General features: G+C 64.0%; 13 protein-coding genes. 6 read left to right on the top strand and 7 right to left on the bottom strand.

The window, feature by feature from the left end; all coding sequences use genetic code 11:
• Positions 1-31: 31 nt before the first annotated feature.
• On the bottom strand, positions 32-655 hold the full coding sequence (locus BJG93_RS18420) for a methylated-DNA--[protein]-cysteine S-methyltransferase (protein ID WP_027195741.1): 624 nt from the start codon (positions 653-655) through the stop codon (positions 32-34).
• A gap of 299 nt (positions 656-954) precedes the next feature.
• Here BJG93_RS18420 and BJG93_RS18425 point away from each other — a divergent pair, with 299 nt between their 5' ends.
• Together BJG93_RS18425 and BJG93_RS18430 are read left to right on the top strand one after the other, a co-directional pair.
• Entirely contained in the window at positions 955-2,367 is a 1,413-nt protein-coding gene (locus BJG93_RS18425) for a leucine-rich repeat-containing protein kinase family protein (RefSeq protein WP_027195742.1), read from the top strand.
• Positions 2,364-3,344: a substrate-binding domain-containing protein gene (locus BJG93_RS18430; RefSeq protein WP_027195743.1), complete on the top strand. Its 981-nt coding sequence runs from the start codon at positions 2,364-2,366 to the stop codon at positions 3,342-3,344. The genes BJG93_RS18425 and BJG93_RS18430 overlap by 4 nt, the downstream gene beginning before the upstream one ends.
• Positions 3,345-3,451: 107 nt before the next feature.
• Here the strand turns inward: BJG93_RS18430 and BJG93_RS18435 are convergent, their stop codons facing one another.
• Positions 3,452-4,843, bottom strand: coding sequence for a short-chain fatty acid transporter (locus tag BJG93_RS18435; RefSeq protein ID WP_027195744.1), 1,392 nt, complete (start codon positions 4,841-4,843; stop codon positions 3,452-3,454).
• A gap of 484 nt (positions 4,844-5,327) precedes the next feature.
• Here BJG93_RS18435 and ilvD point away from each other — a divergent pair, with 484 nt between their 5' ends.
• Complete coding sequence (gene ilvD / locus BJG93_RS18440) at positions 5,328-7,190, top strand: dihydroxy-acid dehydratase (protein WP_027195745.1); 1,863 nt, start codon at positions 5,328-5,330, stop codon at positions 7,188-7,190.
• Positions 7,191-7,438: 248 nt separating this feature from the next.
• Positions 7,439-7,900 carry a CHRD domain-containing protein gene (locus BJG93_RS18445; RefSeq protein ID WP_027195746.1) on the top strand — a complete coding sequence of 154 codons (462 nt, stop codon included), beginning with the start codon at positions 7,439-7,441 and terminating at the stop codon, positions 7,898-7,900.
• A 42-nt stretch (positions 7,901-7,942) separates the two neighbouring features.
• Here BJG93_RS18445 and BJG93_RS18450 read toward each other — a convergent pair whose 3' ends face one another.
• The 3 genes from BJG93_RS18450 to BJG93_RS18460 all read right to left on the bottom strand — a co-directional run bounded on the left by BJG93_RS18450 (position 7,943) and on the right by BJG93_RS18460 (position 10,803).
• Entirely contained in the window at positions 7,943-8,635 is a 693-nt protein-coding gene (locus BJG93_RS18450) for a cytochrome b/b6 domain-containing protein (RefSeq protein ID WP_027195747.1), read from the bottom strand.
• An 89-nt stretch (positions 8,636-8,724) separates the two neighbouring features.
• The gene (locus tag BJG93_RS18455) at positions 8,725-10,017 is read right to left on the bottom strand and encodes an SUMF1/EgtB/PvdO family nonheme iron enzyme (RefSeq protein ID WP_027195748.1); all 1,293 of its coding nucleotides are present in this window, start codon (positions 10,015-10,017) and stop codon (positions 8,725-8,727) included.
• A 318-nt stretch (positions 10,018-10,335) separates the two neighbouring features.
• On the bottom strand, positions 10,336-10,803 hold the full coding sequence (locus BJG93_RS18460) for a universal stress protein (RefSeq protein ID WP_027195749.1): 468 nt from the start codon (positions 10,801-10,803) through the stop codon (positions 10,336-10,338).
• 275 nt (positions 10,804-11,078) lie between these two features.
• Between BJG93_RS18460 and BJG93_RS18465 the strand changes: the two genes are divergently transcribed.
• Positions 11,079-11,768 (top strand): FadR/GntR family transcriptional regulator, encoded by a 690-nt coding sequence (locus BJG93_RS18465; protein ID WP_027195750.1) that lies wholly within the window; start codon positions 11,079-11,081, stop codon positions 11,766-11,768.
• A gap of 40 nt (positions 11,769-11,808) precedes the next feature.
• Here BJG93_RS18465 and BJG93_RS18470 read toward each other — a convergent pair whose 3' ends face one another.
• Positions 11,809-12,402, bottom strand: a complete 594-nt coding sequence (locus BJG93_RS18470) for an acyl-homoserine-lactone synthase (protein ID WP_027195751.1) — start codon at positions 12,400-12,402, stop codon at positions 11,809-11,811.
• 153 nt (positions 12,403-12,555) lie between these two features.
• Between BJG93_RS18470 and BJG93_RS18475 the strand changes: the two genes are divergently transcribed.
• Entirely contained in the window at positions 12,556-12,873 is a 318-nt protein-coding gene (locus BJG93_RS18475; protein WP_027195752.1) for a helix-turn-helix domain-containing protein, read from the top strand.
• Here the strand turns inward: BJG93_RS18475 and BJG93_RS18480 are convergent.
• Positions 12,857-13,561 carry a helix-turn-helix transcriptional regulator gene (locus BJG93_RS18480; RefSeq protein WP_027195753.1) on the bottom strand — a complete coding sequence of 235 codons (705 nt, stop codon included), beginning with the start codon at positions 13,559-13,561 and terminating at the stop codon, positions 12,857-12,859. The genes BJG93_RS18475 and BJG93_RS18480 overlap by 17 nt on opposite strands.
• Positions 13,562-13,851: the final 290 nt, after the last annotated feature.

The raw sequence follows: 13,851 nt of genomic DNA on the forward strand, positions 1-13,851 counted from the left end.
CTTGGCGCCGAGCGCGTCGGGAGTCTCTGCTTTAGCTACCGAACAGCGAACCCTGGGTTCCCCGGCTCGGCAGATGATGCGCCGGTTTCGGTGATGCATCGGCCTTGGCCGCTCGCGCCGCTGCCCGTTCCCGCGCCTGCTTTTGAGCGTCGTCCACCGCTGCTTCGAGCGATGTCTGCCCCGCCTCCAGCGCAAGCAGCAGCATCTTGTTAGCGAGCCCGCCGGCAAATCCCGTCAGCTCACCCGACGCGCCAATCACGCGATGACAGGGCGCGACGATGGAAATCGGATTCCGGCCGTTTGCCGCGCCCACCGCGCGCACCGCATTGACCTTGCCGATCTGCTGCGCGATCTCCGAGTAGCTGCGGGTCTGGCCGAACGGAATCGTCAGCAAAGCGCGCCAGACCTGCTTCTGGAACTCGGTGCCCTGAAACTCGAGCGGCAGATCGAAAGCTTGCCGTATGCCCGCGAAGTACTCGCGCAATTGCCGCTCGGTTTCGACCAGCACCGCTATCTCGTTCGCTTCGCTCATGTCGCCGAGTCGCACGCGGTTAGGCTTGTCGTGCTCCCACAGAATCGCGGCGAGGCATCCGCCTTTCGCCACGAGCTTTAACTGACCGACCGGCGAATCGATCAACTTGTATGCGTACGTCACTTTCTCTGGCTCCTGACAGGATGGGGGCGCAAAGCTTGCGGGGGCGAAGCGTTGTTTCGACCGCACGCACAAAGCTGCATGAAGGCTGCGCCGTTATCCGGTAGTGTGTCGCTTGCTTGGCCTGAACGCGTTCCGGATATTGCTGTCTCATTCGCATTCGACATGGCCGCGACGGTCGTGACCACCGCGACGCTCGCATCACTGTACCGCAGAGAACCCCAGATGGCCTTCGACTCAGTAAAATCGGCAGCTTCGGTACGACGCGCTGCGGGCGCTAGCCGATTTTCTTTCCCACCACTGTGACCACGACTTTAGAACAACTGCGCGCCGGACAACTGGCGGGTGCGCGCGAACTGAAACTCGCGTGCGGCCTGAGCGATTTTCCACGCGAGATTTTCGATCTCGCCGATACGCCCGAAGTGCTCGACCTGTCGAACAATGCATTGACGAGGCTGCCCGACGATCTGCCGCGTCTGCGCAAGCTGCGCATCCTGTTCGCGTCCAACAACCCGTTCACCGAGCTGCCCGGCGTGCTCGGCGAATGCGCGCAACTGAGCATGATCGGCTTCAAGTCGAATCGCATCCGCGAGGTGCCGGCGCGCGCGCTGCCGCCGCTGCTGCGTTGGTTGATCCTGACCGACAACGACATCGAACGCTTGCCCGCGGAGCTCGGCCGCTGCACGCAACTGCAGAAGCTGATGCTCGCCGGCAACCGGCTGCGCGCGCTGCCCGAGGAGCTGGCCGCCTGCACGCGGCTCGAACTGCTGCGGCTCGCGGCGAACCGGTTCGACGCATTACCGCGTTGGCTGCTGCGTCTGCCCCGGCTTTCGTGGCTCGCGTATGCGGGCAATCCGTTCAACGCGGCGCTCGAACAGGCGGCAGTCATCGACACGCCGATCAGCGCCATTCGCTGGGATGCTTTGCGGCTCGAACAGCCGCTGGGCGAGGGCGCATCGGGTGTGATCCATCGCGCCACGCTGCACGCGCAAGGCGAGCCTGCGCCGCGTGCGGTCGCCGTCAAGCTGTTCAAGGGCGCGGTGACAAGCGACGGTCTGCCCGACTGCGAAATGGCTGCTTGCATTCGCGGCGGCGAACATGCGAACCTGATTCCGGTGCTTGGCAGGGTGAGCGGGCATCCGTCGGACTCGCATGGCCTCGTGATGGGGTTGATCGATCCTCGCTTCGCCAATCTCGCCGGTCCGCCGAGTCTCGCATCGTGCACGCGCGACGTCTATCGCGACGACGCGTGCTTCGACGTTGCGACGGTGCTCGGTATCGCAAGCGGCATCGCGAACGTCGCGAGCCATCTGCATCGGCGCGGCGTGATGCATGGCGATCTGTACGCGCACAATATCCTGCACGGCGGCGCGGGGCACGCGCTGCTCGGCGATTTCGGCGCGGCGTCGTTTTTCGAGGTCGGCGATCGCGAGTTCGGTATCGCGTTGCAGCGGCTCGAAGTGAGGGCGTATGGCTGTCTGCTCGAAGAACTGATCGAGCGTTGCGCTGCGCCCGGTAGGCTCGACGCGCAACGGGACATCGGCACGCAACTCGCCGCCTTGAAGACGCGTTGTCTGAGCGAAGACATCGACAGCAGGCCGCTGTTCGACGAAATCGCCGCCAGCGTCGCGTCGTTAGATCGACACGTCCGCAACCGGCACGTCCGCAACCGGCACGTCCGCAACCGGCACCTCCGCGAAGGAGTCGAGCCATGACGCAGAACATGCGCCGCCGCGTGCTGCTCGCGGGCGCGCTCGCCGCAACCGGTCTCGGTGGCGGCGCGCTGTACGGTGACGACCCCCGCGCCGAAGCGCTGCCCGCCACGAAGCCGAAGATCGCGCTCGTGCTCAAATCGATGTCGGAGCCGTTCACGGTCGCGATGGTCGACGCTGCGCGCAATTACCAGGACCACTTCTCGTCGCAATTCAACCTGACGATTCGCGGCACGGTGAAACAGACCGACACCGCCGCGCAGATCCGCATGGTCGACGAGATGATCAGGGCGAAGATGAACGCGATCGTGATCGCGCCGACCGACTCGAAGGCGCTGATCCCGGTGGTCGCCCGCGCGATCAGGGCCGGCATCATCACGATCACGATCGACAACCCGCTCGACGACGCCGCGCAAGCCGCCGCCGGCATCTCGGTGCCGTTCGTCGGGCCGAACAATCGCAACGGCGCGAAGCAGGTCGGCGATTATCTGGCGAAGTGGCTGAAGCCCGGCGATCAGGTCGGCATCATCGAAGGCTTTCCGGTGAGCACCAATGCGCAGCAGCGCACGGCCGGCAGCCGCGATGCGATGGATGCCGCGAGCGTGCAAGTCGTCGCGGTCGATTCCGGTAACTGGGAGTATGGCAATGCCCGCGACGTGGCCGCGAAAATGCTGGCCGAGCACCCGCAGCTTCGCGCGCTGCTATGCGGCAACGACAACATGGCGATGGGCGCGGTCGACGCGATCCGCGACGCGGGTCGCGGCGGCGGCGTCTATGTCACCGGCTACGACGCGATCGATGCGATCAAGCCGCTACTCGCCGACGGCCGCGTGCTCGCAACGATGAATCAGTTCGCCGGCCGCCAGGCCGTGTTCGGCATTGACTTCGTGTTGAAGGCGGTGACCGAGCAGCGCAAGCAGCGCGAGCTGTCGAGGGTGATCGAGACGCCGTTGCAACTGGTGACGGCGCCGAAACGTTGACGCGGCGCGCACTCTTGCATGGCATTTGCACCAAGGGCCGATCAAGCATCGCTTCATCGGCCCTTGGTTTTGACGGTAGCCAGACGGTTCGACTCAGATCATCGTACTCACGGCACGAGCCATAACGCCACCGCGTAAATCACCAGCGACACCGCGAACGTCACCGCGGTATAGCCCATCACGCGCTGAATCCGGATTCCCGCGATCGCGACGATCGGCACGGCCCAGAACGGCTGCAGCATGTTCGATACGTTCTCGGCCATCGCGACGCCCATTGCGGTGCGCGGCACCGACGCATGCAGGCTGAGCGCGGCGGGCAGCACGAACGGCCCCTGCACTGCCCAGTGGCCACCGGCGCTCGGCACCAGCAGCGTGATGATCAGCGAGCTCAGATAGCTCCACAGCGGCAGCGTGACCGGCGACGCGATCGTCACGAACGCCTTCGCGATCATCGACGCGAGACCCGTGCCCTTCATGATGCCCATGATTCCGCCGTACATCGGATATTGCAGCAGCATCGAGCCGGTCTGGCGCGCGGCGCGGCGAATCGAATTCGCGTACGCGATCGGCGTGCGCTGCAGCGCGAGACCGATCATCAGGAAGATCAGGATCGTGTTGTTGATGTCGAGATCGAATCCTTCCTTGTGCCACGTGATCGCCAGATAACCGATGCCGAGCGCGAGCAGCAGCAGCGTGCCGAGCATCGACTGTTCGAGGCGCGCCGCGAGCGATGTCTCACTGCTCGCGCGGGCATGCGGGTCGTCGCTCGGCGCGTCGGCGGCTGCTTCGCCGCTCTGACGAAACGCGACGACGTTCTCCGCCTTCGGATGCATCTTGATGAAGATCGCGGTCATCACGACGACGACCAGCACGGTCGGAATGAACACGAACGGCGCGAAGATGGTTTCGCTGAGCGGCACCACGTGGCCGGTCGCTTTCTCGACCAGATTCAGCGCATTGCCGTGCGATGCCTGTGACAGCGCGATCGAACTCGACAGCCCGCTGTTGCAGATCGACCAGGCCGAATAGCTGCCCGCGACGAGCCAGGCAAAATCGACGTCGACGCGCCGCGCGATTTCCCGCGACAGCAACGCGCCGACGATGAGCCCGAGCCCCCAGTTGAGCCACGCGGCAACCGCGACGACCGGAAACACGAGCAGCGCGGCGCGCGTCGGCGAGTTCGCGTGCGAGGCGAGCGCGCGTAGACCGCGTTGCACGATCGGCGCTTCCGCGATCGCGTAGCCGGTCGCGAGGATCAGGATCATCTGCAGCGCGAAGCCCAGAATGCCGAACGTGCCGGTGTACCAGGAATCGAGCAGCGTCGGCAGGGTGCCGGAAGGCGCGATCAGCATCGCCAGCACGGCGACGAAGAACGTCAGGCAGATCGACAGCACGAACGGGTCGGGCATGACCTGCTCGAAAACATAAACCAGCCCTTGGACGATGCCGCGCGAAGCGGCCGGCCGGCCGGCGGCGTGAGGGGAAGTGTCTCGCTTCATGTATGTGACTCTGTGTAGTGCCCGGCCATGTGCTGGGCGGAGGGGCGGGTACGGCGCGCCAGCGGTGGGGCGCTGGCGCTTATTGGCGGCAAACTTGCCTTACCTGATCTTGATCGCAGCGGACAGATGGCGTGAATCCAGGAGGGCGGGCCCAGACGCGGGCGCGGCTGGCCTCGAACCCGGCGTTGCGCTCGAAAAGACCTCTGTTTCTCGTTTCAATGTTCTTAGCGTGAACATCGTTTCGTTAAACGAACGCTACATTATTCGCGGTGAGCGCGGGCGATGTCAAGAAAACGTGAGATCGGCGGAGCGGTCGCGGCACTGTTTAATACTTTTCACGACCTAATCGCGCCGAAAATATATATTGGACGTCTTACTGGCGTTCTTGCACTATTCGCTTCCAGCGCAAGCTCCGCGCTGCCAAAATTCCCTCGCTCGCGCAGGCGCTCATCAAAACCGATAACAGCAAATCCTGAGGATACCGATGCCAAACTATCGCTCACGCACTTCGACTCATGGCCGCAACATGGCTGGCGCCCGCGCGCTGTGGCGCGCGACCGGCATGAAGGACGACGACTTCGGCAAGCCGATCATCGCGGTCGTGAACTCGTTCACGCAGTTCGTGCCGGGCCATGTGCATCTGCGCGACCTCGGCGCGCTGGTCGCCAAGCAGATCGAAGCTGCCGGCGGCGTGGCGAAGGAATTCAACACGATCGCCGTCGACGACGGCATCGCGATGGGCCACGGCGGCATGCTGTATTCGCTGCCGTCACGCGAACTGATCGCGGACTCGGTCGAGTACATGGTCAACGCGCACTGCGCGGACGCGATGGTCTGCATCTCGAACTGCGACAAGATCACGCCGGGCATGTTGATGGCCGCGATGCGCCTGAACATTCCGGTGGTGTTCGTGTCGGGCGGTCCGATGGAAGCGGGCAAGGTCAAGTCGCCGACCGATGGCCAGGTGATCGCGAAAATCGACCTGATCGACGCGATGATCAAGGCCGCCGATCCGAAGGTCAGCGACGCCGAAGTCGCCGAAATCGAACGCAGCGCGTGCCCGACCTGTGGTTCGTGCTCGGGCATGTTCACCGCGAACTCGATGAACTGCCTGACCGAGGCGATCGGCCTCGCGCTGCCGGGCAACGGTACGATCGTCGCGACGCACGCATGGCGCAAGGGCCTGTTCGAGCAGGCCGGCAGCCTGATCGTCGAGCTGTGCCGCCGCTACTATCAGGAAGAGGACGCCTCGGTCCTGCCGCGCAACATCGCCACGAAGCAGGCGTTCGAGAACGCGATGGCGCTCGACGTCGCGATGGGCGGCTCGACCAACACCGTGCTGCACCTGCTGGCCGCCGCGCAGGAGGCGGGCGTCGATTTCACGATGTCGGACATCGACCGCATCTCGCGCAAGGTGCCGTGCCTGTGCAAGGCCGCGCCCATGACCGACAAGTACCACATCGAGGACGTGCACCGCGCGGGCGGCATCATCGGTATTCTCGGCGAGCTCGCGCGCGCTGAGCTGCTCGATTTGTCGTGCGGCAACGTGCATAGCGGCACGCTCGGCAACGCGATCGCGAAGTGGGATATCGCGGGCGACGCGGACGAGGAAGCGCGGAAGTTCTTCCGTGCGGCGCCGGGCGGCATTCCTACCACGGTCGCGTTCAGCCAGGAAGCCACCTTCGCCACGCTCGACGCGGACCGCAAGAGCGGCTGCATTCGCAGCAAGGAGCACGCGTATTCGAAGGACGGCGGCCTCGCGGTGCTGTACGGCAACCTCGCGGAGAAGGGCTGCATCGTGAAGACCGCAGGGGTCGACGAATCGCAGTGGCTCTTCTCGGGCCGCGCGCGCGTGTTCGAAAGCCAGGACGACGCGGTCGACGCGATTCTCGGTGACAAGGTCGTGCCGGGCGACGTCGTGGTGATCCGCTACGAAGGTCCGAAAGGCGGTCCGGGCATGCAGGAAATGCTGTACCCGACTTCGTATCTGAAGTCGAAGGGCCTTGGCAAGAGCTGCGCGCTGTTTACCGATGGCCGTTTCTCGGGCGGCTCGTCGGGCCTCGTGATCGGCCATGCGTCGCCGGAAGCGGCAGAAGGCGGCACGATCGGTCTGGTCGAAGACGGCGACGTGATCGAAATCGACATTCCGCAGCGCAAGATGCACCTCGCGGTGTCGAACGAAGAGCTCTCGCGCCGTCGCGCGGCGATGCAAGCGCGCGGCGACGACGCATGGCAGCCGACCAATCGCGAGCGTGTGGTGTCGCAGGCGTTGCAGGCGTATGCGGCACTCGCGACCTCGGCCGATCGCGGCGCGGTGCGTGATATTTCGCAATTGAAGCGCAAATAAAGCGCGGATCAGCGCGGCGGTCCTATTCGCGGTGACGCGAGTGGGGCCCGACACAGACCGGTATGCAGGCGACTGTATGCCGGTTTTTTTATGTCGGCGGCTGCTTCGCATTATGCAAACTTCGCGTTACGGGCGGCTTGCGTCTATCCTTGTTTCACTTCTTCGGCTGCCAACAGCGCCGACGAGGTCTTCTGCAGCGTTCGATAATCGCCCGCCCACCAAGGGCAAACCCAACAGGAGAAAACCAGATGTCACGATCCATTTCGCAGCGCGCATTCATGGTGTTCGGTGGTTTGGCCTTAGCGGGTACGCTCACGTTGGCGCAAGCGGCGCCGGTCTCATTCGAGGTACCGTTGACGGGCGCCCAACAGGTTCCGCCGGTGCAGACGCCAGGCAGCGGCAGCGCCAAGCTAACGTACGACTCCGGCACGCGGGTCGTCACGTGGAACATCAGCTTCAGCGGATTGACGAGTCCGGTCACGATGGCGCATTTCCACGGGCCCGCCCCGGCCGGTAAAAACGCCGGCGTAAAGGTCTGGCTCTCGCAGAAAGGCAAGACGGAGGTGACGAGCCCGATCAGCGGTCAGGCCACGTTATCTGCGGACGACGCCAAGATGTTCGAAGCCGGCGACATGTACATCAACGTTCACACCAAGAACAATCCGAACGGCGAGATCCGCGGCCAGGTGACGCCGCCGAAGGGCGGCTGAAGCAGGCACTAGCGGCGTCCCGAGGTCAAGTGTGCGGCGAGCTCAGAGATAAGCCGCGAGCAGCATCACCACGGCAGCGCCGACGCCGAGTGCAAGCAGCGCCAGCAGCGCTGGCGTCTGCCGCGGCGCGTCGACGGACGGAGGCAGCAGTTTGTAGCCGGTCAGCATCGGCCGCAGCAGGTTGTGTCCCTTCGCTACTGCATAGAGAGCAATCACGAGCACGTGCAGCGCCACCGCGGCGAGCAGCAGGTCCCAGACGAGCCCGTGCAGTGCCGAGATCGCGTTGGCGAGCCACGCGGGCGCGAGTTCGCTCAACGGCCCTTGGTCGGCAATGTCGTTGTTGACATAGAGCCCGCTCAGCGTCTCGGTCAGCAGCAAGGCGAGCAGCAACAAAACCATCCAGCCGCCGGCCGCGTTGTGGCCCACCTGCAGGTCCGGCTCGCGACGAAACAGGTGGCGCAAATGTCGAACCGCAGCCGCGGGCGTTGCGACGAAACTGCGAAAGCGCGCCGTCTCACTGCCAAAGCAGCCCCACAGCAGCCGGGCGATCACCAAGGCAAGCAGCGTCTCGCCGACCCGCACGTGCCAGTCGATCCAGTTCAGCTTCAGGGTGACATAAGCGGCCGTGACTAGCGCGACCGCCAGCCAGTGAAATAGCCGCACCGGCGCGTCCCAGACCAGCATCGGACGAGTTGCGGGCCGGGTTTGCCGCGTGACGGGTTCATGAGCATCCATGTGTCGTGCCTATGTGCGTCACGCTCTCGCCTACCTTTTTTGCGCGTAGAAACTGAGAGTCGTTTTCAACTTCTGCTTTATTTCTCTCGTCAAGCCCGCACGCACCGAAACCCCGCGTACACATACTGATAATGCGGCTGAAACCAGTTGCGAAATTCCGGCCGCAACATGCACAGCGCGGTGCGCGCGGAGCCGCCCTTCAGCACGTAATGCTGTCCATCGAAGAAGTTGGCCGAATAACCGGGATAGAACGGAAACGCTTCGAAGCCCGGCAGCGCTTCGAATAGCGTCGAGGTCCATTCCCAGCCGTTGCCGAACTGACCTTCGGCACCGAACGCGCTGACGTTGTCCGGATGCGCGTCGACGGGCCGCGGATCCCAGCTGCGGAAATCGAAATTCCCCGATACCGCTTGCGGCGCACCGTGCGCCGCGCGCTGCCATTGCGCCTCAGTCGGCAGCGCTTTGCCGGCCCAGCGCGCGTAGGCGCTCGCTTCGGCGTGGCTTACGTAGACGGGCCAGTCGAGCGGCAACGGCACATCGTCGAACATCGTGCGCAGCGTCCATGCGGCGCGGCCGTCTTGCGCCGAGCCTTGCGACCAGCCGGCGGGATGCTCGATGTGTTCCGCTTCCTTCCACGCCCAGTCCTTCGGCGACCACCACTTCGGCTCGCGATAACCGCCGGCTTCGAGGAACTCGAGGAACGCACCGTTCGTGACCATGTATCGATCGATCTCGAACGCGGGCACGTCTACCACCATTTCGCCGAACTCATTGTCCCAGCCGAAGCGGCCGGCCTCGCGCGGCATACCGAGCACCGTGGTGCCGGCCGGCACGCTGACCATCGACGACAATGCGTCGCGCCGTTGCGCGCGTGTCACCACCGGCTCGCGCAATGCGGTGTTTTTCTGCGCGAGAGGCAACTGATGGAGCATGTATGCGAGCGTTTCCGCATGCATCAAGCGATGCTCGATCGCGACGTTCAGCAACTGCACGGCCGCGTCGTCGCGCGCCGGGTTGCCGCGTTCGCCGAGCGCCGCGTCGATCTGCCGTCGCGCGCGCGTCGCGTACTCGTGCACGCGATCGAGCGACGGCCAATCGCCGGGTTGATCGGTGGGAAAGCCGCCGCCTACCGGATCGATGCCGAAGGCGAACAGCTGGTCGAGTTCCGGCGCGAAAGCCGGCAGATCGAACAGACGCTGGTCGAGCAGATTGCGATCGAACGCTTCGAGATGGCCGATGTAGAACACCACGCGGTGACGCTCGCGGATCGGCCGTTCATAGAGGTGGTCGGGTTTGACGATCGAAAAAAGGTCGTCGGTGACTTGCCGCGCGTCGAGCAGGCGCCGCACGAGCGGATGATGCGGGGCAGGGTCGCGATTCATTGGGCCGGGTCTCCATGCAACACGGTTGCCGTGAGGGGCGATCTGAAACTGTACCCGCTTGCAGGCGGCGTGCCAAGACGAATAGCGCAACGGCTCGGCGCGCCCGGCCGCTGCGCTCAGACTTGCCGCAGGCCTTCGAGGTCGACGATGCGAATGGGCTTGCCCTGCGTGTCGTCCCCCCCGCTATGACGTGCAGCTGGGGGCAAAGTGACGCGTGCGCTGCCCGCACGCGCTGAGCGACGGCGCGCGTCGACGGGCATCGTGGCCCCGTTCGGGCAAGGCGGCGCGTGGCGCGCGGCCTTGCGCATGATGAAACAGTCAGGCAGGTTCTTTGTCGGTGCCCGCGGCGGACGGTATCAGCAGGACCGGCAGCGTGGCCTGGCGCACGCAGCGTTCGGCGACGCTGCCGAGAATCAGCCGCTGAAAGCCACGCCGGCCGTGCGTGCCCATCACGAGCAGGTCGGCGTTGAATTCGGCTGCGGCCTGCAGCACGATCTCCGCGACGTCTCCGAGCGACGAAGCCTCGGAGACCGCCGGGTCGCCATGCACACCTTGCTCGGCCATTGCTTTCGAAAACTCGACACGCAGCTCCTGGCCTTCCTCGATCAGACGGTTGCGCAGGATCGACGGGTCGTAGCCGGGCGCCTCGAAATACATCGGCGTGTTTTCGACGACATAAAACGGCCGCAACACCGCGCCATTCGATTTGGCGAGATCGAGCGCCGCTGCGAACGCACGGCGTGAGGTATTGCTGCCGTCGACCGCTACAAGGATGCGTGTGTACATATCGGCTCCGCGTCAAAAAATGCGTCTGCCACATGGTTAGCCGCGGCAGGTTTATTGATCTGCCAATGAAGCTTAGATGATTGCCGGAAGAGATGCACCGGACCAGGATGTAAATCAAACATTTGCCAACTATTCAGGCCCGGCGCAACCGAAGTGGCAGCGCGGCAGCCCGCGCGGGCGGCCTCGCGTGCTTGCAACCCGCACAAGATTGCTGAAGCCGACACGGGGTTGGCCTTACAATCAGGCCATATTCAGACAAGCTGGCCAGTCCGCTGATGAACGATCGAAAAACCAAGGGCTTACCCGACCAGATCTACGGCGACATTCTGAACCGCATCCTCGAAGGCGAGTACAAGGAAGGCGAGCGATTGCCGACCGAACACGCGCTGGCGGAGCGTTTCGCCACCTCCCGGCCGACCGTGCGCGAAGCGCTCGCGCGATTGCGGGCCGACGGCATCATCTCGACGCGACACGGCTCCGGTACGACCGTCGAGCGGCGGCCCGATCCGGACGTGCGCCGCTTCGCGCCGCTCGAGACGCTGTCCGACATTCGCCGCTGCTATGAATTTCGCATCGTGACCGAGGCGGGCGCGGCCGCGCAGGCGGCGCTGAAGGCCGATGCCGGCGACATCGAGGCGATCCAGCATGCGTGGGACGAACTCGAGCGCATCATCGAGGCCCAGGGGATCGGCGCGAAGGACGACTTCATGTTCCACCAGGCGGTCGCGCGCGCGTCGAAGAATCCGTTTTTCATCACGGTGATGTCGTTCATCGAGGAACAGATTCTGTTCAGCATGAACCTGTCGCGCAATCTGTCGCTCGTGAAAACGGTGGAACGGCAGCGGCTGGTGCAGGCCGAGCACATGGCGGTGCTCGACGCGATCCGCCGCAAGGACGCGGCGGGCGCGGGTGCCGCGATGCGCGCGCATCTCGAGAACGCGCTGGAACGGATGTTCGGTTCCTGAGCGCATCGCGACTTTCGTCAGGCCGGCGCTGTGGCGCGGTTCAGGCCGCGACGGCGACCGGCCCGAACAGCGCAGTCAGCGTTTTCGCGCTCACCGCGACGTCGAGCGCGACGGCCCGCTCGACGCCGATCTGCAGCGGCGGCCCGAGCCGGCTGATGTCGAGGCCGGCACGGCGCAGCATGCGCTCGATCGGCGTGGTGGTCACCGTGACGTAATCCGTGATGCCCATGCGCTGCGCGAAGCGCATCACTTCCTGAATTGCACGGATCGTCATATCCGTGAAACCGAACGTCTGTTCCTCACCGCCGGTTTCGATCGCCCAGCGGCTCAGCTCCCAGATGTGCCGCCCGACCGGCGCGGCCGCGCCATGCAGCAGCTGCGGGAACGTGTCTTTCAGCATGTTGGGACCCTCGGTCGGCATCAGGCGCCAACAGCCGCGCAACCGTTGGTCATCGCCCTGAATCAGCATGTAGTACGGCCCGAGCGCGTCGTAGCCGTCTATCTCCATCCCCGCGATGGTCGGAATTTCCCAGCCGAGGCGACCGTGAAACACACGGGCTCGCAGGCGGTACATCTCGTTGATCAGCTCGTTGTCGAAATCCTGCCGGAGTCCAATTCGGATCGTGGTTTGCATGACGTTCTCCTGTACGTGTCGGGGTGCCAGATACGCAGGAAAACTTATGCATTCTGAATCTTTACGCCACCTACCTACCTGGATAGGTGTGGATGCTTATCGGGTATCGCAAAATTCAAACACGTATCCGCCCCCAACCGACAAGGCTCCAAAATGGAACTCCTCGACAATCACTGGCAACCGCAAACCCACCTCCCGGCGCGTCCTTCGGAGGTCTCTTCGGCAGTGGATCGCGTGCTGATCATTGCCTACCGGAAAAAGAAAAAAGAGAGCCAGCGCCGTTTCTGGGCTCGCTTCGGCGTCACGCAGTCGCGCGGCAGCCGCTTCGAATCGGGCGCCGAGATTCCGGCGCCGGTGTCGATCCTGTTGGGTTTGTACTTTACGAAGACCGTGTCGGACGCCGATCTGGGCCGCGCCGAGCGGGTGATGTACAGCCGCGACGCGGCCGCGCTGCTCAACCCGGGTCAATAAGCCCGAGCTGCGCCGCGATCACGGCTGCCGCACGCCGCGAATTCACGCCGAATTTCGTCCTGATGTTTTTCATGTGGAAGTTCACCACGGCTTCCGAGCAACTCAGGATGTGGGATATCTCCCAGGTGGATTTGCCGCGTGCGGTCCATTTCAGACATTCGCGCTCGCGCGGCGTGAGCTTCGGCAGCAAGGTCTGCGCATGCGAATTCACATGCTGTTTGCTGGTGTCGATCACCAGGTCGCGCAACAGCACGAGATTCGGCAAGGCGGCGTTCACATGACGCCTGAACCCGTCGGACGGGTTGTCGTCATTGACGAAGCACATCATGCCGGCTTCCTGATTCGGCCCGTGAATCGGCAGCGTCACGCCTGCACCGAGGCCAAATGAGCGAGCTTCCTCGTATAGGGATTGCTGCGCCGGGGTGGCGAAAATGTCCGGCGTCCAGATCAGCGGCGCGGAGCGTGACAGGCAGTGCGCGACCGTCGGGTCGATATGCACCATGCCTTGCTCGTCATAGGCGTGGCGCCATGCCGGCGCGTAAGTGCTGCGCAGGTAAGCGTCCTCGAGACGCATGGTCGGCCGCGGCAGCATCGCAACCAGAATCCTGTCGAAGCCCCACGTTCCGGCGAGGCCTGTTATCGCGCCGAACCATTCCGCCTCGTCGGCGGCATTCAGTAGCGGTGCCATCTGCTCGATAAAGTGTAGCGACAATTTATTGACTCTCTCAGGCTCGCAAACATCGCATTCGCGGTTATTGGCGGGCGCTTCGCTCCGCTCTTTTGTTCCGCATAATCTATCACTAAAAACTCGGGCGCAATCCGCCCATGCTCTGCGGGGTAAACGCTAGCAGCCGCGCGATGGCAAGGCGGTGCTGCCCATTATTATGCTGATTGAAATAAATCTTTAGCCGCCCGGGATTTTCGGGCGACTAACGCGGCTAATCCGCCTCCGCTTGCCGTATTTTGATGTGTTTCATT

The organism is Paraburkholderia sprentiae WSM5005 (assembly GCF_001865575.2).
Lineage (GTDB): Bacteria > Pseudomonadota > Gammaproteobacteria > Burkholderiales > Burkholderiaceae > Paraburkholderia > Paraburkholderia sprentiae.